Annotated in this window: 19 protein-coding genes and 1 pseudogene; 11 read left to right on the top strand and 9 right to left on the bottom strand. The window is 38.2% G+C overall.

Annotated elements, in window-relative coordinates; translation table 11 throughout:
• The first annotated feature begins 213 nt into the window (after window positions 1-213).
• Together ACIF8R_RS14960 and ACIF8R_RS14955 are read left to right on the top strand one after the other, a co-directional pair.
• Window positions 214-711 carry a hypothetical protein gene (locus ACIF8R_RS14960; protein ID WP_396481631.1) on the top strand — a complete coding sequence of 166 codons (498 nt, stop codon included), beginning with the start codon at window positions 214-216 and terminating at the stop codon, window positions 709-711.
• Window positions 712-750: 39 nt separating this feature from the next.
• Window positions 751-1392: a fumarylacetoacetate hydrolase family protein gene (locus ACIF8R_RS14955; protein WP_396481629.1), complete on the top strand. Its 642-nt coding sequence runs from the start codon at window positions 751-753 to the stop codon at window positions 1390-1392.
• 104 nt (window positions 1393-1496) lie between these two features.
• Here ACIF8R_RS14955 and ACIF8R_RS14950 read toward each other — a convergent pair whose 3' ends face one another.
• Window positions 1497-2744: a YihY family inner membrane protein gene (locus ACIF8R_RS14950; RefSeq protein WP_396481627.1), complete on the bottom strand. Its 1248-nt coding sequence runs from the start codon at window positions 2742-2744 to the stop codon at window positions 1497-1499.
• A 288-nt stretch (window positions 2745-3032) separates the two neighbouring features.
• On the opposite strand from ACIF8R_RS14950, the gene wrbA reads away from it, so the two are divergent.
• The gene (gene wrbA / locus ACIF8R_RS14945; RefSeq protein WP_396464053.1) at window positions 3033-3626 is read left to right on the top strand and encodes an NAD(P)H:quinone oxidoreductase; all 594 of its coding nucleotides are present in this window, start codon (window positions 3033-3035) and stop codon (window positions 3624-3626) included.
• Between the two features lie 52 nt (window positions 3627-3678).
• On the opposite strand, the gene ACIF8R_RS14940 is transcribed toward wrbA, so the two are convergent.
• From ACIF8R_RS14940 to ACIF8R_RS14930, 3 genes are all read right to left on the bottom strand, one after another.
• On the bottom strand, window positions 3679-4254 hold the full coding sequence (locus ACIF8R_RS14940; RefSeq protein WP_107972704.1) for a xanthine phosphoribosyltransferase: 576 nt from the start codon (window positions 4252-4254) through the stop codon (window positions 3679-3681).
• 71 nt (window positions 4255-4325) lie between these two features.
• Entirely contained in the window at window positions 4326-5039 is a 714-nt protein-coding gene (locus ACIF8R_RS14935; RefSeq protein WP_077163571.1) for a DUF3108 domain-containing protein, read from the bottom strand.
• 157 nt (window positions 5040-5196) lie between these two features.
• Window positions 5197-5868: a hypothetical protein gene (locus ACIF8R_RS14930; RefSeq protein WP_396481625.1), complete on the bottom strand. Its 672-nt coding sequence runs from the start codon at window positions 5866-5868 to the stop codon at window positions 5197-5199.
• 233 nt (window positions 5869-6101) lie between these two features.
• Between ACIF8R_RS14930 and ACIF8R_RS14925 the strand changes: the two genes are divergently transcribed.
• Entirely contained in the window at window positions 6102-6986 is an 885-nt protein-coding gene (locus ACIF8R_RS14925) for an energy transducer TonB (RefSeq protein WP_396481623.1), read from the top strand.
• An 89-nt stretch (window positions 6987-7075) separates the two neighbouring features.
• Here ACIF8R_RS14925 and ybeY read toward each other — a convergent pair whose 3' ends face one another.
• From ybeY to miaB, 3 genes are all read right to left on the bottom strand, one after another.
• Window positions 7076-7552 carry an rRNA maturation RNase YbeY gene (ybeY, locus tag ACIF8R_RS14920; protein ID WP_396481621.1) on the bottom strand — a complete coding sequence of 159 codons (477 nt, stop codon included), beginning with the start codon at window positions 7550-7552 and terminating at the stop codon, window positions 7076-7078.
• A gap of 276 nt (window positions 7553-7828) precedes the next feature.
• On the bottom strand, window positions 7829-8917 hold the full coding sequence (locus tag ACIF8R_RS14915; RefSeq protein WP_396481619.1) for a PhoH family protein: 1089 nt from the start codon (window positions 8915-8917) through the stop codon (window positions 7829-7831).
• A gap of 37 nt (window positions 8918-8954) precedes the next feature.
• On the bottom strand, window positions 8955-10406 hold the full coding sequence (miaB, locus tag ACIF8R_RS14910) for a tRNA (N6-isopentenyl adenosine(37)-C2)-methylthiotransferase MiaB (protein WP_087607038.1): 1452 nt from the start codon (window positions 10404-10406) through the stop codon (window positions 8955-8957).
• Between the two features lie 287 nt (window positions 10407-10693).
• On the opposite strand from miaB, the gene ACIF8R_RS14905 reads away from it, so the two are divergent.
• From ACIF8R_RS14905 to ACIF8R_RS14890, 4 genes are all read left to right on the top strand, one after another.
• Window positions 10694-12637 carry a lytic transglycosylase domain-containing protein gene (locus ACIF8R_RS14905; RefSeq protein WP_107972699.1) on the top strand — a complete coding sequence of 648 codons (1944 nt, stop codon included), beginning with the start codon at window positions 10694-10696 and terminating at the stop codon, window positions 12635-12637.
• Window positions 12638-12694: 57 nt separating this feature from the next.
• Window positions 12695-13357 carry a hypothetical protein gene (locus ACIF8R_RS14900; RefSeq protein ID WP_004711857.1) on the top strand — a complete coding sequence of 221 codons (663 nt, stop codon included), beginning with the start codon at window positions 12695-12697 and terminating at the stop codon, window positions 13355-13357.
• A 211-nt stretch (window positions 13358-13568) separates the two neighbouring features.
• Window positions 13569-14555 carry a malate dehydrogenase gene (locus ACIF8R_RS14895; protein WP_002050778.1) on the top strand — a complete coding sequence of 329 codons (987 nt, stop codon included), beginning with the start codon at window positions 13569-13571 and terminating at the stop codon, window positions 14553-14555.
• Window positions 14556-14717: 162 nt separating this feature from the next.
• Window positions 14718-14963 carry a DUF2789 family protein gene (locus tag ACIF8R_RS14890; RefSeq protein ID WP_151740415.1) on the top strand — a complete coding sequence of 82 codons (246 nt, stop codon included), beginning with the start codon at window positions 14718-14720 and terminating at the stop codon, window positions 14961-14963.
• Between the two features lie 48 nt (window positions 14964-15011).
• On the opposite strand, the gene ACIF8R_RS14885 is transcribed toward ACIF8R_RS14890, so the two are convergent.
• A complete protein-coding gene (locus tag ACIF8R_RS14885; protein ID WP_151740416.1) occupies window positions 15012-15539 on the bottom strand; it encodes a hypothetical protein in 528 nt (175 codons plus the stop codon).
• 68 nt (window positions 15540-15607) lie between these two features.
• On the bottom strand, window positions 15608-16213 hold the full coding sequence (locus ACIF8R_RS14880) for a 2OG-Fe(II) oxygenase (RefSeq protein WP_396481616.1): 606 nt from the start codon (window positions 16211-16213) through the stop codon (window positions 15608-15610).
• A gap of 117 nt (window positions 16214-16330) precedes the next feature.
• Here ACIF8R_RS14880 and ACIF8R_RS14875 point away from each other — a divergent pair, with 117 nt between their 5' ends.
• The 3 genes and pseudogenes from ACIF8R_RS14875 to ACIF8R_RS14865 all read left to right on the top strand — a co-directional run bounded on the left by ACIF8R_RS14875 (window position 16331) and on the right by ACIF8R_RS14865 (window position 19158).
• Window positions 16331-17188, top strand: coding sequence for a 23S rRNA (adenine(2030)-N(6))-methyltransferase RlmJ (locus ACIF8R_RS14875; protein WP_263614633.1), 858 nt, complete (start codon window positions 16331-16333; stop codon window positions 17186-17188).
• A gap of 41 nt (window positions 17189-17229) precedes the next feature.
• Entirely contained in the window at window positions 17230-18063 is an 834-nt protein-coding gene (gene pssA, locus ACIF8R_RS14870) for a CDP-diacylglycerol--serine O-phosphatidyltransferase (RefSeq protein WP_002050746.1), read from the top strand.
• Window positions 18064-18080: 17 nt separating this feature from the next.
• Window positions 18081-19158 (top strand): annotated as a pseudogene (locus ACIF8R_RS14865) (DUF6670 family protein).
• Window positions 19159-19431 lie beyond the last annotated feature (273 nt).

The following is a 19431-nucleotide window of genomic DNA, read 5'->3' as shown; positions in this document are numbered from 1 at the left end:
ACTAAAGAGACAATAGAAGCATTCTATAAATTTAAAAATATGAAATAAGCCTTATAAATATGAATCTACGTTCTATATATGAAACGAGTAAACAACTTGTACGAATGAAAGCTTTATCGTGTGAGCAAAAATAAAAAATCACTTTTGATTCATTTTAAAGCGTAGATGAATATGCTCTAATAGTTTCGATTTATTCAATATTGATACATAGTGATGACCGAGCAAAAAAGCGCTTTATCTTTACGTTATTATTTAAATTTAGAAGAGTCTCAAGATGGATTTGGCTTGGTGACATTCGGAAAGAAACAATTCACACGTTTTTTAACCCCTGTTATTAGTATTGCAATTGTTATTTGGGGTTTTTATTTAGGCTTATCAGGCATTGGTCGCTACTATGTTGCTTTGGGTATTTTTTTCCTGATTATGCAAGGTCTAATGCGCTATTGGCTTTTGCCTATGATGTTCAAACGTCAGTTTGTACGTTATCAATTTGGTAAGAGTGAGCAAGGGATCGATTTATACCAAGATTATTTTGAACTCTATGCTGCTGGTCGTAAACAAGTCGTACAGTATGGCGATGTGCAGACTTTTGCTAAGGGTAAACTGACTTATATGCTTGAGTTAAAAAACAAAACGGTCATTATTGTACCGAAACGTGCCTTTGCTCAAGCTTCAGATCAAACTGTATTTGAAAATACATTTAAGAAATAAGTTATTGGAATTATTAGCCGCAACAATAAAGGAAGCCTCATGAAAACACGTCCTTCAAAAATCGTTTGTGTGGGCAGAAGTTATGCTGATCATGTAAAAGAGCTGAACAATGCAATGCCGGGACGACCAGTATTGTTTATCAAGCCACCAAGTAGTTTGATTGGTTTGGATGAAGGTATTTCGTGGAATCCGGCTTGGGGTAGCTGTCATTTCGAATGCGAATTTGTTTTACGTATTGATAAGCCATTAAAAGGAGAAACCGATCCGCAAAAAGTACTACAAGCGATTGGTGCAGTGACTTTAGGGTTGGATTTGACATTGCGTGACTTACAAAATGAGTTAAAAGATAAAGGCCAGCCTTGGGAAAGAGCAAAAGCATTTGATGGTTCATGCGTACTTGCGGACTGGGTAGATGTAAGTGAAATTACTAATTGGGAAGAGACTAAATTTACTTTCCATATAAATGATGAATTGCGTCAAGATGGTAATACAGCCTTGCTTATGTTTAACATTGCTTACTTATTGATTGATATTAATCAGGTGTTTTCACTTGAACCAGGCGATGTCATTATGACAGGTACGCCAGCAGGAGTGGGGCCACTGCATGCTGGTGATCAGCTAAAAATGACTTTGAAAGGTGCTACTCAAGATTTTGTTTGGGAAACCTTTGTTAAAGCATAATTTGATTTAAATCGCTAAGTTTTGAACCCTATTATTGAACTGATAATAGGGTTTTTTATTGTCTGGATATAGAAGACTTTTATATGAATAAATAACCTTATTTTCTATTTCTCTTCAAAAATTGTTGAAAGTGGAATAGAGAGTTTGGCTGCCAAATAGTCATTGGATTCAACTAAAGCTGGGCCAATTTTTTCCATCCATTCATCATCATCATGCACATTTAATACATCTGGACGTAACGGAAGTGGATAAGGCAATGCGGTAAAAAAACTCCAAAAGTCGACTTGAGATAAGTTACGGACTAAAACATATTCATCTTTATCTGTGCGTTTTACCAAATTTTGCTCTTCGAGTAAAACGACATAAGCGGGCCATCGGCCAATTTCGCCACGACCTAAAATTCCTAATGCTTCTTTATCACTTACACTTTCACCAAGTTTTTGCTTTTTATAAAATAATTCTAAAATATCGAGTAGCATGAGTACAGGATGTCTTTTTTGCTCTTTGCCTGAATGAAAAGCGGTAAGGGCAAAACTCACCTCGACACCGAGTAATACAATATTCCAAGATAAGAAAACCCATAGTAGGAAGATAGGTACTGCTGCAAATGCACCATATATGATTTCATAACTGGTGAAGTTAGACATTAAAAAGCCGAATAAGTTTTTTAGTATTTCAAACAATACAGCACTCAAACATGCGGCAATTGCTGCTGAAAATAGGGGAACTGTGCGGTTGGGAATGGTCCAATATAAAATAAAGAATCCCAAAACAGTAAGAACAAAAGAAATGAGCCAAAGTAGAAACGCACCATCAAGTTGATAACCCGTGAAGTTATTACTTAATAAGTTCATTGATGCAACAGTTGATGAAATAACAAATGCGCTGCCTAAAATAATGGGACCAAGTGAAATAATGGTCCAGTAGCGCATAAAGCCTACAATACCGCTACGAGTTTCTTTTACTCTCCATATGCGATTAAAGGCAGTTTCAATTGTTGTCAGCATTAAAACTGTAGTGACAAATAGAAACAGCACACCAATCACAGTTAAATTACTGGATTTTTCGGTAAAAGCATTGAGTGCCTTATCAAAAGCAATGGTGCTTTTAGGTAAAAAGTTGCTATAAATTAGGTGCTGCAACTGTTGTCTGGCAGGTTCTAAGGCTTTAATTGAAGAAATAATAACTAAAAATACCGTTAGCATCGGTACAACAGCAAAAAGAGTTGTATAGGTGAGAGAGCCAGCTTGTTCTCGGCAGCGATCAGCTTCAAAACGCTTAATTACAAATAAAATAAATTGAAACCAGGTCTTGTTATAAAAAGGAAGTCTCTTCAAAAAACGTTCTAACATGCGTCATCTATCCCGATTTTTTTAATCATGATGTGGGTGATTGATATTCACCGGTGTATTCGGTTGAGAACACTATCTTTGATGTGGGTAAACTTTAACCTAAAGAATAAAAAAGTATTCTGAAAGTTCCGTATGTATCATCGTAACAAAACGTAGTAAAAAGCTTTTACCGATATTTGTTACTGTTGCCCTTAAAAATCAATCACCTCTAAAATTTCATAAAATTGGCTTCACCAAAAAAATAAAAAATACCGTATAGTGCTCTTTTTAACAAAATTCATGAAACCGATGCAACCTTACATTCTTGTGCTTTATTACAGTAAATATGGTTCTACTAAAGAAATGGCGCATCTTATTGCGAATGGTGTTGAAGCTGCAGGTATTAATGTAAAAATTCGCACAGTACCTAATATTGCAACAGTAGTAACAGAAGCTGAGCCAAGCATTCCTGAAGAAGGCGATATTTATTGCACTTTAGAGGATTTAGCCAATTGTGCAGGCTTGGCACTTGGGTCTCCAACTCGCTTTGGTAACATGGCAAGCGAAATGAAATATTTCTGGGATCAGACCACAAGTCTTTGGTTAAATGGTGCTTTACATAATAAACCAGCTTGTGTTTTTACTTCTTCTGGTTCAATGCATGGTGGACAAGAAAGTACTTTGTTGACGATGCTACCACCTTTGTTTCATCATGGCATGATGATTTTAGGTTTACCAAATTCTATTCCTGCGTTATCGAATACAAAAACAGGTGGAACGCCGTATGGTGCAAGCCATGTGAGTGGCCCTAGACATGATCAAGGCTTAAGCCAAGATGAAAAGCTTTTATGTGAAGCACAAGGTAAACGCTTAGGTGAAATCGTAAAAAAACTTCACTCATAATCTTATAAAAATAAAAAAGAGCGGAACTCCGCTCTTTTTTATTTAAATAATTTTATTCTTTAATAAAAGTTACTGTGCCATCAGTAAGTGATTTAACTCGTGCTAAAGATTCAACACGGTAACCTTTTTCAAGCAATAAATCGCGGCCTGGTTGGAATGATTTTTCAATCACGATACCCACACCTACTACTTCTGCATTTGCTTGATGAATTAAGTCAATCAAACCAAGCGCTGCTTGACCATTTGCCAAAAAGTCATCAATTACTAAAGCTTTGTCGCTTGAGTTGATGTGCTTGTTTGAAATAGCAATCGTACTTTCTGTTTGTTTAGTAAAACTAAATACTTTAGCGCGATACAAATCGTCTTTTAAAGTCAGCGATTGATATTTACGAGCAAAAATCACAGGTACACCAAGTTCTAAACCTGCCATGATTGCTGGCGCAATACCTGAAGCTTCAATGGTAATAATCTTGGTAATCCCTGCATCTTTGAAGCGAGCAGCAAATTCTTTACCAATCTGCTGCATGAGGACAGGGTCAATTTGGTGATTTAAGAAAGCGTCGACTTTCAACACTTGATCAGATAGAACGATACCTTCTGTTAAGATTTTCTGTTCTAGTGCGTGCACGGGAGAATCCTCTAGACGGATGCTTTTAAAGCAAATGCGTATTTTAAAAAGCATCCGAAAAAATGCAAGCTTTAATTCGTTTTACCGCTATAACTTGTTAATAACAAACCATAAGATGTTTTGCCATCAATATGACTTACTTTAACTGGTAAGTAGTCTAATTTAGGTGCTAACCAGAAAATAGTACTGCGATCTGGTCTGCCATGCTCTAAGACCACTTTTACAGTGTCAAAGGTGCCATAAGAGGTTTTAACTTTTTCGTTGCCTTGTTTTACAAAACGGCGGTTTTCAACTTCTTTTGCATCTGCAAGAGGGTAAGAAGATTTAAGTGAACCATTTTTTAAATCTTCACGAACTTGTAATTCAGCATTTAGTTCGTCAAGTACGCCAGGCTGCCAAGCAAATGAGCGTGCTTTATCATCTTTCTTTGTGCTAATTGTCTTATTACCAGGGTTAAAATTAATATTCATAGTGTTGTTATGAATTAAAATTTTACTGGTACGACTAAAGCTTTGTGAACCGATTTTGCCATTAGCAAAACTAAATTTACTTGTTTCGCTCGCAGAAGCGATTCCACCAGCTTTTGCAGTGAATAGATAAGTCCAGTTATTGCCTTGTTGACTAAGTGCGCGTGTTGCTGAACCCATGCCTTTATTATTATAGGTAAACTGATAATTTGCCTGAAATGGGCTCATGGCAAGTGCATGGCTAGAGAAACTTGCAATAAGCAAAGTTGTCGAAATACCAGTTGCGATGCTGAATGATTTCAGAAATTTTGTTGCCATAAGTAAATATCCTTGTACAGACTGAAAGGTCAGTGCTGATGCATCTATGACTTTTGCATATTATGCCTGCTGATCATGGAGAAAAAATCAGGATTTATGCTAAATATGTAATCTCTTTGTGTTTTTTAACAATAAATTTCTTTAGCTCATACAGTTGTTATGCATCTTTTTGCTGTATTGGCGTAATTTCAGTGTCTTCCAGATCATCCTCAAAGTCATCATCTTGATCTCGGAAAAGTAAGGCGGCGAGATTAACATTACCAAAGACGACCAATTCTGCTTCACGAACCCGTGCATAGTTAATATGAACTTTGCCCAATGTTTCAATAATGCTGGCTTTTTTACCAAACCAACGGTTCAGGTCTAGGAAGATAAGATCATCTTTTTCTTGGGCGACGTTAAAACGCTCCAAAATCATACCCAATGGGTCTTTTTTTAGAATTTTTTGATAGTAAAAAATAGCTGCTTTTACAGCAATTTTTTGCCAGAAATTTTTATATTTAGCTTCTACAATTTGCGTGTTACTAATTTGCTCAAAAACAATAAGTTGCTGTTCTTTATTAAACTCCATCTGAATCAATTTTAAATCGACAGATAAAGTCGTTTCTAAACCTTTGACATGCATTGTGGCATAGAGCCTTAACCAATCATGATAAAGGTCAGCATGTAAATCATCTAAAAACTCGACATTATTCGTTACGTAACGTTCTAAGGTCGCATTTAGAAAAGTTTGCGATAATGTAAAATCTCTTTCTTCCTCAATGAAGGCTTCAGCTTTTCGGTAGACTTTATGAAGACGTTTGACTAATGAGGAAAATAGCGTTTGCATAAAAGAACTTCCAGATGATGATTTACTAAAGAATCAACACAATCTTTATTATGATAAAAAACAGGTTTTGATATTGCAGTGTAACAAATTTAATTGATACATTTTCACAAAATGAAAATGGATAAAAGCTCATATTTGAAGTGAATCACATTTTTATCCATATTTGAATATCAGTTTGTATTTTGTTCGGTATTGATACCGTGGGGAAAAGGCATTTATATGCTTTTAAGATTATGTTGAAAAAAAGAAGTCTTTCTATAGAGCCTTTTCATTATTGGTGGCAAGACCGAGTCTTTATTGTCGCAATAATACTTGCAATCTTACTGCATACTTTTGTGCTGCTCATCCATTTTGCGATGCCTGCACCATCAGAACAATCAACTAAAGAAATTGCGATATCTGTTCGTCCTACTGAAGATGTGGTTAAGCATGCAGATTTTTTAGCTCAAGCAGACCAGCAAGGTTCAGGAGCATTTCGAGCAGCCCATCGGATGTCTAGTAACTCCCCAACACCTATGCCGACTGATGCTTCAACTGGAGAAGCTCAGTTAGAAAGTTTAGAAAAAGTACAGCAACAAAGAGAACTTAAGTTTGAAGAAAAAGTACTCATGACTGTGTTGAGTTGGCAGAAGCAAGCAGAGGAGAGCCAAAGGAAAAAAGCACTTGAACAGTTACAAAGCCAGTTCCAGGCCAAAGCTGCAATGGTCGCAAGCCTTGAAGCTCAATATTTGCAACGTCAGCAAGATTTCAGTCGCCAACAGAAAATAAAAACAGTCGATGGTATTCAAGCCAAGAAAGATGCCTCAGCAGCTTATTTAGATAAATTCCGTGAAAAAGTAGAACTTTATGGTAATCGCTATTATCCAGAAGAAGCTAAACAACAACAATTAAAAGGTGAAGTTCGCCTTATGGTGATTTTGAATGCTCAAGGGGGAATCCGTGCAATTCGTTTACTTGAAAGTTCAGGACATCCAATTTTAGATGAGGCAGCAAAGGCATCAGTACGTCGGGGAGCGCCGTTTGGCCGTTTTGATGCAAATATGAAAGATATTTCGGAGCTTCGTATTATTCGTACTTGGCGTTTTGATCCAGCTGAAGCTGAATTTGAGGTTCATTAATGAAAAAATGTGGATAACTTTCAGGATATCCACATTTTAAAAATAAATTAAGAGGCTAATTACGCGTTTAATAGTTTTAGAGAAATTGATTATTCCTGATACGGATTGGCAATATTGAGTTTAGCTAAAATTTCGATCTCTAAGCCTTCCATTTCTTCTGCATCTTCATCACTGGTTTCATGGTCATAACCCAGTAAATGTAGTACTCCATGTACTAAAAGATGGGCAAAATGATTTTGTGAAGTTTTCTTCTGTTCTAAAGCTTCTTGTAATACCACAGGGATACAAATCACTAAATCGCCCAACGGTAATGCATCAAGCATAGGTAGGACTTCTTCAGGAATATCGCTTGGAAATGAGAGAACATTAGTGGGTTTATCTTTCTCGCGATATTGCAAGTTAAGTTGATGGCTTTCTTCCAAATCAACACATGCAACACCAATTTCACAATCTTCTTTGTAGCCAACGTGGCGTAAAGTTGTTTCAATAATTTTTTTGAGTTGAGCTCGTTTGAGCTCTAACTCAGGTGATTGAAAGTCTTGTTGTAAACTTAAACTGATTTTCAAAGTGAATCCTTAGGGTCTGTTAAACATTCACAGATGGTTGCGACATCGAGTGTTTTTAGATGATAGAAGGCGTGGACTATGAAATTTAGTTATTCTAAATGAATAGTTCACAACGATGTAGCAACAAAAAACACTCTTGTCCCGAAGGGTTGTGGCTAAAATTATCTCAGACTACGTTATGAAACTTGGAAAGGGGTTTACCATTCCCATCATTTCATGCCTTGTCTGCTCAATTTTAGCCGACAACGCAATCCAATTTTGAATATTCAACAGACCCTAGGCATCCTGATGTTGCAAGTCTGCTGCTGTATCGTTTTCAACGACTAATGCTTCTTGACGTGCTTTACGTTCAGCACGTGCTTCAGCATTAAGACGCTGTTGTTCACCATCCCAACCTTCATACGCTTCAACAATTTTTTGAACAAGTTGATGGCGTACAACGTCGCGAGAATGGAAACGGGTAATATGAATTTCTTTAATATTCTCAAGTACACGTAGCGCGTGCGCCAAACCAGATTGTTGGCCTCGAGGTAAATCTACTTGGGTAATGTCACCTGTAATCACTGCACGAGAGCCAAAACCTAAACGCGTCAAGAACATTTTCATTTGTTCCGGTGTAGTGTTTTGCGCTTCATCCAAAATCACAAACGAATGGTTAAGCGTACGACCACGCATATAAGCAAGAGGCGCAACTTCAATCACTTGACGTTCGATTAACTTGGCGACTTTTTCAAAGCCCAGCATTTCGTAGAGGGCATCGTAAAGAGGGCGTAAATACGGGTCGATCTTTTGGGTTAAATCACCCGGTAAGAAACCAAGCTTTTCTCCTGCTTCTACGGCAGGGCGGACAAGTAAAATCCGCTGGATTTCATTACGCTCTAACATATCTACTGCGGCGGCAACTGCTAAATAAGTTTTACCTGTACCAGCAGGACCTACACCAAAAGAAATATCGCTTTGCAAAATACGTTGTACATAGCGTTTTTGATTGGCACCACGTGGATTAATACGACCTTTTCGAGTCTGAAAGTAGACATCCATTGGCGCATCATGTTCTTCCATCTCTTCACCGACTAACTCGAAATTACGTTCAGTTTGTGAAGATTGAATCAAGAGATGTAACAGATCGGCACTGATTTGCTGGGACTCCTCAGTTTCTTCGTAGAGTCGTTGCAATAACGCTTCGGCTCTCCCAACAGCATCTATCTCACCATCGATATGAAAAACATCTCCACGATGAGTAATTTTGACATCTAAACGCTGTTCGATTTGCTTAAGGTGCCCATTATAGGCACCCAAGATGCTCTTTAAACGTTCCATTGAAATTTCAGGAAATGTTACGGTACGTCGAATCGCTGCAGTCAAGAGAAAACCTTTCAGTAGACTTTAGAATACCTCTACATTACGCCACGTCAGGCTCAAGATTCAAGAGTTCACCGTAAACTAAATTTAAAGTTTTAATTTCAGTAATCTCGATCTCTGCAAAACGACCAATCCAAGAAGCGTCGCCTACAAAAGTCACTAAACGAGTGTTGTCTGCTGTACCTACTAAAATATTAGGGTCTTGATCAGATACTTTCTCAATCAGTACACGTTCAATTTTGCCAAGCATTGCATCAGTTTTCTCGATACTTGATTGCTTAATGACTTGTTGAACTTGTGCTAAACGTTCTTTTTTAACGTGTTCAGGAGTTGTATCTGGTAAGTCAGATGCCGGTGTACCAGGACGTTTTGAGTAAACAAAGCTATAAGAGTGGTCAAAGTCTAAATCTTTGATAAATTGTAATGTTTCTGCAAAGTTTTCATCAGTTTCACCTGGGAAACCAATAATAAAATCGCTTGATAAATGCATGTCAGGGCGTATTTTACGTAACTTGGCAATCTTATCGATGTATACATCAATAGTGTGATTTCGCTTCATTGCTTTAAGTACATCGTTAGATCCACTTTGTACAGGCAAATGTAAGTGTGAAACCATTTGAGGCAAATCTTCATAACACTGGATAAGTTCATCAGAGAACTCAAGTGGGTGCGAAGTTGTATAGCGTAAACGGCCAATACCCGGAATTTCTGCAACGAGTCGTAACAATTCAGGGAAGGTACAAATGCCACCTTCGAATGTTTCACCGCGATATCCGTTTACATTTTGACCAAGTAAGCTGATTTCACGAACACCTTTCTCAGCAAGACCTGCGATTTCTGCAAGTACATCATCAAGTGGTCGAGAAACCTCTTCACCACGAGTATATGGAACCACACAGAAAGAGCAGTATTTAGAGCAACCTTCCATAATAGAAACGAATGCTTTGAAACCTTCTACGCGTGGTTCAGGTAAAAAGTCGAACTTTTCAATATCAGGGAATGAAATATCAACGAGCTTAATTTTTTCTTTTTTCGGCTTTTCCACTTGTGCATGATGTTGGTCAAGCATTTGTGGTAAACGGTGTAAGGTTTGTGGGCCAAAAATCATATCGACATACGGCGCACGCTTTTGAATGTTGTCACCTTCTTGAGATGCAACACAACCACCTACACCAATCACAAGGTCAGGATTTTGCTCTTTTAGTTTGCGCCAACGGCCTAACTCACTAAATACTTTTTCTTGTGCTTTTTCACGGATAGAACACGTATTCATGAGCAGAATGTCTGCTTCATTAGGGTTAGTTGTTAAAACATAACCATGAGAATCCCCTAAAAGGTCTGCCATACGGTGACTGTCATACTCATTCATCTGACACCCTTGAGTTTCAATATATAATTTCTTTATTGAAACGTCAGTGGTGTGCGTTGGCTGGGTAACAGTGTTTTCTGAGGCAGCTTTGGCACCATTGGGAATGAAGGTTTGAACCGTCATGTAGGCTCCTAACAGATCGATCTAGATAAATAATAAAATGACCCAAAACGGGTCAAACCAATCATTATAGCAGTATTTGTGCCGGACAGATAACAATAAAATGCCATAAGCTGCACATGATTTATGGAGACAAATGACATAAATTTTAATGATGTCGAATCAGATAGTTACATAACACAACAAAAGAATGCACGAAGAATAATTAAACTATGCCTAAAGGTGGATAGTCAGGGTTTAGCGCATTTATGAGACCAGGTAAAAAGAGCTCATCAAACAAGAGTCGTGTGATGAAAAATAAATATGCACATCGTAGCTGGTTAGGAGCTGTGTGTTTACTTGGTTGTTCATTGTCTTATGCAGCAGAAGAGCAATTTAACGATGCATTAAATGCCGCAAATAGTGGTAATACCGCCTTGTTAGATCAATATCAGGCAGCAATGCAAAATGATGTATTGGGTTATTACCCTGAATATTGGAAATTAAACAGTAATTTAGGCTTTCAATCCCCAACGTCAATTGTAAGTTTTGCCCAGCGCTATCCTCAATCTGCTATGGCAGAGAAACTTGCAGCAGATTATGTTGAAGAAAAAGTTAAACAAGCTGATTTTGTATCTGCACAACCACTTTTATCTTACGTGTCTAACCCGGATCCAGCCGAAAATTGTGCTTTAGCACAGGTGAGAGCGAAAAGTGGCGATGCATTAGTATTTGCAGAATATAAAGATGTCTGGTTAGCAACAGAATCACAACCAGAGTCATGTGTTGGACTAGGCCGTATGATGCTTTCTAGTCCATTAATGAGTACACAAGATAAACAGCAACGCCTTTGGGTGCAGCTACGTTCAGGCCTGTCGGGACAGGCGCTTGCTACAGCACAGACTTTGGGTATGAATTTGTCTTTGGCTCAGCTTAACCAAATTCAGGCGAATCCTCTTAATTATTTATGGACCGCCCCAAAAACTAATGATGTTGATTATGCCTATTTGATTTTTGCATTAGGACGTCTAGCAAATAATGATTTAAGCAATGCTTTTGCAAATGTGCAACGTGTAGCGCAAGGTACTCCAGAGAGCGTACAAAAGTATCTCTATCGCACCGTAGCCTATATCGGTGGCACCACGGTGATGAAAAACAACTTTAACCGTGAAGTTCTTCAATACTTCGATGCAAGCTATGGTTATCCGCTAAGTCCTGAAGAAGCTGAAATTTATGCACGACAAGCAATTCGCTTTAGCGCCTGGGAAAGCTTAATTCGTGCGATTGATAGTATGACGGTTTCACAGAAACAAGAAGATCGCTGGCAATATTGGTTAGCTCGTGCAACAGAACAACGTGGCGATAGTAATTCTAAAAATACGGCACAACGTATTTATAAAAAATTAGCTGAAAGTGGCGATGATTATCACAATCTTCTTGCAAAAGACCGCTTAGGTGTACGCTATAACCATCAACCTTATAGTGATGAACCGTCTGCAAGTGATTTACGCCGTTTGGATCAAAATATTCATTTTAACCGTGCATTTACTTTAAGACGTATTAATGCAAATCCAACGTATACCAACCGCGAGTGGAATTGGGCAGTTCGTCAGGCATATCTACAGCATGACGATGGATTATTATTAGCTGCTGCGAAACGTGCTCACGATATGGGGTGGTATGACCGTGCAATTTACGCAGCAGACCGTACAACGAATAAACATAACGATACCTACCGTTATGTAACCCCGCATAAGACCAATGTCGTAAGCCATAGTTACAATGCTGGAATTGATCCTGCGTGGGCTTATGGTTTAATGCGTCAAGAAAGTCGGTTTGTTACCTCGGCGCGTTCTCATGTAGGAGCTGGTGGTCTTATGCAAATTATGCCTGATACAGCAAAGTTGATTGCTCGTCAGATGGGGGAGACATATAATCCGGCGGCGTTAAGTGAAATGAATACCAATATTCGTTATGGAACATTTTATTTATCAATGATTCAAGGACAGTTAAGCAATAACCCAGTTTTAGCAACGGCAGGTTATAATGCTGGCCCGAATCGTGCAAGACGTTGGCAACCCGATTACCAACCGATTGAAGCTGATCAATATACAGAAACCATTCCATTGCTTGAGACCAGAGATTATGTCAAGCATGTCATGACAAATGCGACACATTATGGAGTGGTATTGGGGCAAGGCGCTCAGTCGCTGATACAGCGTATGAAAGTCATTCCAATGCGATCATCACCTTAATTTTAGATGATGAATGATGGAACATTCTTTTAATTGGCATAACCAAGTTTTAATTAAATGAAATATAGATATCTAGGACTTCATCCAATATCGCAACTTGCATGGTGGCTCATCTGTGCAAGCATTGGATTGATGAGTTCTGTTTTACATGCGGAACCTGTAAACGTGCAAGGTTATGTCATGCATGTACAGATGACGCCTGCTGTCTGTTCGCTAGATCCTTCTAAACAGAAGCAGCGTAAATGTCTGGAAGGATATTCACTTACCATTACAGGTTTAATGCCTGAAACCACAAGAACGGACTGTTCAACTGAAAGTTCTGCCACACTTTCACCACTGCAAGCTAAAGTCGTTGCTCGAGTGATGCCAGACAATAATGCTCGTGTACAGCTTTGGAAGAGTGTAGGTGGTTGTGTGCCTATGAACGCGAGTCAGTATTTCCGTACAATTATTAACTTCGCTGAACGATTAAAAATACCTGCTAATTTAACCAGTTCTAGTAACGTAGAAATGCAACAATCTACATTACGTCAACAATTTACAAAGCTTAACCCGAGTTTGCCACAAAATGGCATTCGTTTTTCTTGCCAACTTTCGCGCTCAGATGTTGTGCTTACAGAAGTTAAAGTCTGCTACACAGTAAATGGCCAATATAAGCAATGTTCAAATCATGTGGTCTCTAATTGCCCAAGCGAAATTACAATTAAAGGTAGCTATTAAGAGTAGCTACCATTTCCTCAAAAAATGCTCACCATACATTGAATCTATTTGTAAAGATTAATTTGTATTTTCTATCAGACTTTTGGTGAAAATGAGTCGCTTTTACATGCATCTGCAACTTCTTTAGAGTACAATCTTTGCCGTTTATGATGATTTGGTTAGATAGAATCGCTATTTAGCCCGATTAAGGACACTCATTGGAGACAATTACATGAAGCAACCCGTTCGTGTTGCCGTGACTGGCGCTGCAGGTCAAATTGGTTACAGCTTATTATTCCGTATCGCAAGCGGTGAAATGCTAGGTAAAGATCAACCAGTTATTTTACAATTGCTTGAAGTTCCAGTTGAAAAAGCACAACAAGCGCTTAAAGGCGTAATGATGGAACTTGATGACTGTGCTTTCCCTTTATTGGCTGGCATGATCGGGACTGATGATCCTAAAGTTGCATTTAAAGATGCTGACTATGCATTATTAGTTGGTTCTCGCCCACGTGGTCCTGGTATGGAACGTGCTGACTTGTTAAAAGTTAACGGTGAAATCTTCATTGGCCAAGGTCAAGCATTAAACGAAGTTGCTAGCCGTGACGTTAAAGTATTAGTTGTAGGTAACCCTGCAAATACAAACGCTTACATCGCAATGAAATCTGCTCCAGATCTTCCAGCGAAAAACTTCACAGCAATGTTACGTCTTGACCACAACCGTGCACTGACTCAAGTTGCTCAAAAAGCTGGTGTTGCAGTTGCTGACATCGAAAAATTAACAGTTTGGGGTAACCACTCTCCAACTATGTATGCTGACTACCGTTTTGCAACTGCAAATGGCGAAAGCTTAAAAGACAAGATCAACGATCCAGCTTGGAACAAAGACGTATTCCTTCCAACTGTTGGTAAACGTGGTGCTGCGATTATCGAAGCGCGTGGTTTGTCTTCTGCTGCTTCTGCTGCTAATGCTGCAATCGACCATATGCGTGATTGGGCACTTGGTACAAATGGCAAGTGGGTAACTATGGGTATTCCATCTGATGGTTCTTATGGTATTCCTGAAGGCGTTATGTTCGGTTTCCCTGTAACAACTGAAAACGGTGAATACAAAATCGTTCAAGGTTTAGAAATCGATGAATTCAGCCGTGAGCGTATCAACTTCACTCTAAACGAGCTTGAAGAAGAACGTGCAGCAATTGCTGACATGTTAAAATAATTCATTAATTAAATGAATTGGAAAGCACTCTCTTGTAGGGTGCTTTTTTATATTTGAGATTTAATAAGAACACACAAAAAACAACAAGAAAATATAGACATAGATATGCAACTAACATCTATTGTTGCTAGATTATTGAAAAGAAGCCATGGGAGAATAACAATGTTTGAACAGCAACCGACATTACAACTTTTATTTGAGCAATTGGGTTTAGATGCTGATGACGCGAGTATTGAAAATTTTATCAAAACGCATCAGTTACCTGCTGAACAGAAGTTACATGAAGCACCTTTTTGGTCACAAGGCCAAAGTGATTTCCTGAAAAGCCATTGGGAAAAAGATGATGAATGGATTGTCGTCATTGATGAGCTCAATGAGCAATTACACGAAGATAGTGTTAAAAAATAACAAAATAAAAGGCCTGTTTATAAATAACAGGCCTTTTACAATTTCCCTTTAGTGAATTTTGGGTTTTAATAAATCTTTGTACCATGGCTCATGCCGTACCGGATGAAATACCGGATGCTCATGAACTAACTCAAGATCACATTGGGCAGTTGATAAATATTTTGTAAGCCAATGACGAGTAAGAGCAGGTTTTTCCTGCGCTGCTGAAGCATAAGCCAAGAAGAAATATATATCGCTATGGTGATGGTGAGCTAAGGGCTTTAAAATTTGCTGTGCAATGAGCGCAAAGCGTTTTTCTTTATTTAATTCAAAATAAATCATATACGCTTTAGCTAAATGAAGAGATAAATTCAAATACAAACTCATTGGCATTTCATCGTATTCCATACGAGCTTGTTCAAGCAAAACAATAGCTTCTTGCAAAAAATGAATTTGCTCTTGGCGAACACGGCTTAGAACAACGAGCTGCATACGTAAATCTGCACGTTCCAAAGCAAGTTCGGGCGTATTCTCAGTTAAATAGAGTTGGTCTGTTTCACCAATTCTGCTTACAATCATTTTTGTTTCAATAGACATACGCCTTCGCCCTTTTTAATCAATAGCTCTTATATCGGGTTTATTTAAGAAATTTAAAGAGCATTCTTCTAAACCCAAATCGAGTTTCCACTACGAAGCCAAGCTGTAATTGATAGACGCTGCTGTTTAGAAACTAAAACTTCATGAAGCAAATCACTCTGGAATATAACTAGGCGATTAGGTTCTGGTGTAATAATGTGCCAAATATCATTCTTGTCCTGCAAGCGTAGTTGTCCCCCCCAATCATCCTGCCATTCAGGATGTAAATAATAAACAGTAGAAATAATACGATCATTTTTTTGTTGAGGGTTATCTCGATGTAATGCATAAAATTCACCTGCGTTATAACAGGCAAAATGCGCCTCAACCTCTTTAATTCCTAAAAAGAAAGCTTGATTTAGATATTGGCAAAATGAAGTTAAAGTTTCTACGTGTTGTTCAGCAACAGGAAGTGATTCATTAATCCATAAAATATGATCGCTTCGAATGGTACTCACTACTCCATTTTGGATACCAGCTTCACGAAACTCATCAAAGTGATGACTACACTCTTTGGCAACTTGAGTATGATATTCACTAGAATAGGCATGATTCACAATTGCAAAACCATGTGCATTTAAGTCATCTAGAATCTGATCCAGATTCCAACTGTCAGGAAGTGGTTGAGAGTGCATATAACCTCATATCGATCGTAAGAAAATCAAGCAGCCTTATTTTAGATGATCACAACCTTACGAAAGAATATTTTTTTCATGTTAAACTATTCGTTGAATTGAGGAATTAAAGTCAACATGAATTACCGTCACCATTTCCATGCGGGCAACTTTGCAGATGTTATGAAGCATGTGCTTTTGCTACAGCTTCTCAACCGTTTAAATGCTAAAGATAAACCTTATCGCTATATCGATACGCATGGAGGGGCTGGAAAATATGATCTATCTCAAGCACCTGCACAAAAGTCAGGAGAATTCCTAACGGGTATTCATCGTCTTGTACAGCTTTCTGAAATGGAAAAGCGTCAAGCTCCTGAAGCAATCCAGCAATACTTAAAACTTGTAGAAGAATTACGTAATCAAGAAGGTAAGGGAAGCTATCCTGGTTCTCCTTGGTTTGCTTTACAAGGTATGCGTGAAATTGACAAAGCGACTATATTTGAAATGCAGCGTGATGTTTTTCAGCAATTACGTCATAACATTCGCGATAAACGTGCAGGTTTACATGAGCGTGATGCATATGAAGGCTTGCTCGGTGTAATTCCGCCAAAAGAAAAGCGCGGTCTGGTTATGATTGACCCGCCTTACGAATTAGAGCGTAAAGACTTTCCGCAATTAGTTGAACTGTTACAACAAGCTCATAAGAAATGGCCGACAGGTGTTTTTGCAGTTTGGTATCCAATTAAAGACCGCGCAATGATTGAACGTTTTGAAAAGAAAATGTTTAAAACCGGAATTCGCCGTCAATTAGTTTGTGAAATTTGTGTATGGCCAGATGACACACCTGTAGGTTTAAATGGTTGTGGTTTATTAGTGATTAACCCACCATGGCAGTTCTCTGAACAAGCTGACCAAGCTTTACAGTGGTTATTTCCGCACTTACGTATGCAAGAAACGGGTGGACATGCTGCTGTTCGCTGGTTAGTGGGTGAGTAACAGTTAACTTAAATCAATGCACATGTTTGGAATAGAAAATAATGACAAATGCGCCTAAACCAGAGCAAGATTTAACTCATAATGAACATTCATTTGATGGGATTACGTTCGAAGTGGTTGAAGAAGAAGATAATCCGGAAGGACAAAAAGTGAAGCGCCGAGGTATTTATCTTTGGCCTAACTTAATTACGACAGCCGCTTTGTTGTCTGGTTTCTATTCCATTATTGCAAGTATGAATGGTGAATTTACGCAAGCAATTTATGCCATTTTCCTTGCCGCTTTGTTTGATGGGTTAGATGGACGTGTTGCTCGAGCTATTGGCGCTCAAAGTGCTTTTGGTGAGCAATATGACTCTTTATCTGATTTATTAGCATTTGGTGTCGCACCAGCAATGCTAATGTATAGCTGGAGTCTCCATGACTTAGGCCGTATCGGCTTAGCATGCTGTTTTGTTTATACTGCCTGTGCAGCATTCCGTTTGGCACGTTTTAATGTTCAAATTGGAGTGGTTGATAAACGCTATTTTATTGGTATCGCAAGCCCATTAGCTGCAATTATCATTATTTCGCTTGTATGGGTGGCTCGTGATTATCCGTTCATCTTCGATTTACGTGATATTGCGATTCAAGTTATTAATGCGGTAATCATGGTTGTTGTTGGTTTACTCATGATTTCCAATATTAAATACTATTCATTTAAGCAAATGGACCGTAAACGTGTTCCTTTTGTAGTTATGTTGCCGGTAGTACTGATTTTTGCAGCAATCACTTATAATATCCCAATGGGTATTCTGATTGTTTCAATCATCTATGCTCTATCAGGTTTTGTTACCACACTTTTAGCTAAAAAAAATAACGAGACTATCAAAACATAAATTAGACGAGGTTTAGTATGCCTAAGTTGATGAGTCCAATAAATCAATTGCAGCAACTGAGCCTCAACTCAAATGAGGGTGTTGTTTATCAGCCTGCTAGAGGCTTCTTTAAAGTTGTCTATCAAGGCTTAATCCTTCCAAACTTACCGGCACCACTTCGTTACTTCAATTATATTAGTCTAATCGGGCAGCCTAGAATTCCCCTTTGCTATAACGCAAACAGTATTGTCACTTCACCAATTGATACGGCAACAGTACTAGTTAGTAATAGCCTACACAGTCTAGGTCACTTAAAAATCTATTCCATTCGAAGACAATGTCAGCTTACTCCTAGTTATTACCAATTTGATAAAACAGATCTTATTGAATGGCAAATTCCAAGAATTCAGCTTACACGAACAGATTCTGAAATGAGTTGTAATTTAATTGTCCAAACGCCTTCGGACATTTCGAATTCATCCGCATTGCAGTGGGGGATATCTGATTACTGGTCTGTTTTATGTCATTGTGAAGGAGAGATTTTATATAAAGGTCAGAAATATGAAGTCAATGGATTAGGACGTTTTAAACATGCTCGGGCCTTACATTTACCTTTCTTATCTTTATGTTTTTATACCTGCCAAATTATTAATTTAAATGAAACAACGCAAGTCACACTTTCTCAAATAAGAAATCAATGGAATATTATTCTATTTTCACGTTTAGATATTCAAGAGCTGGGAAAGCCAGCCGTCACATTTACTGAAGATGTCAATTTCCATATTCATCGGGTTTATCCAAAAGTTGTAACACCTCATGGACGAGAAATGTATTTACCTCGAGAATTCTCTTGGCAATGTAAAAAAAATGGAAAAGTTATTTTTGAGCTCTATGCTGAAAGTCGTGGTGATTACAAATTTGGATTAGCTGCAGGGTATATTGGAAGTTTCCGTTATCAGTTAAGTTGGAATGACCAATGCCTTCAAGGAGAAGGTGGATATTGTGAATACATCGATTGCCGCCCATTAAGATGGCAAGAGAAGAATCAAGATGAGAAAATTTTAGATAAATTGATGCTTTTACAGCCGTGTTTATATAAAAAATGAATATTTTTAGCATTTTTGATTAAAAAGCGAACTGTTGTTGCACTAATTTTAAAAAAGGGCTTGCAAAGGGAGTTTAATGGTCTATAATGCACATCCATCGGCGGTGATGCAGATAGAAACTTGTTGAAAAACAGTTACTTGGAATTGAGTTGGTTACTTTAAGTGATGAATTTGATGATAAGTTGGTTTTGAGAATAAGTTTTAAAAATATCGAAATTACCTGTTGACTTTTAAGAGATTAAGAGTAATATAGCCGACCTAGCTTGCTGGTGACGAACCAGGA

It is taken from the genome of Acinetobacter sp. ABJ_C4_1 (assembly GCF_044538495.1).
GTDB classification, from domain to species: domain Bacteria; phylum Pseudomonadota; class Gammaproteobacteria; order Pseudomonadales; family Moraxellaceae; genus Acinetobacter; species Acinetobacter nosocomialis_A.
This window is presented reverse-complemented; position numbering and strand designations above follow the sequence as displayed.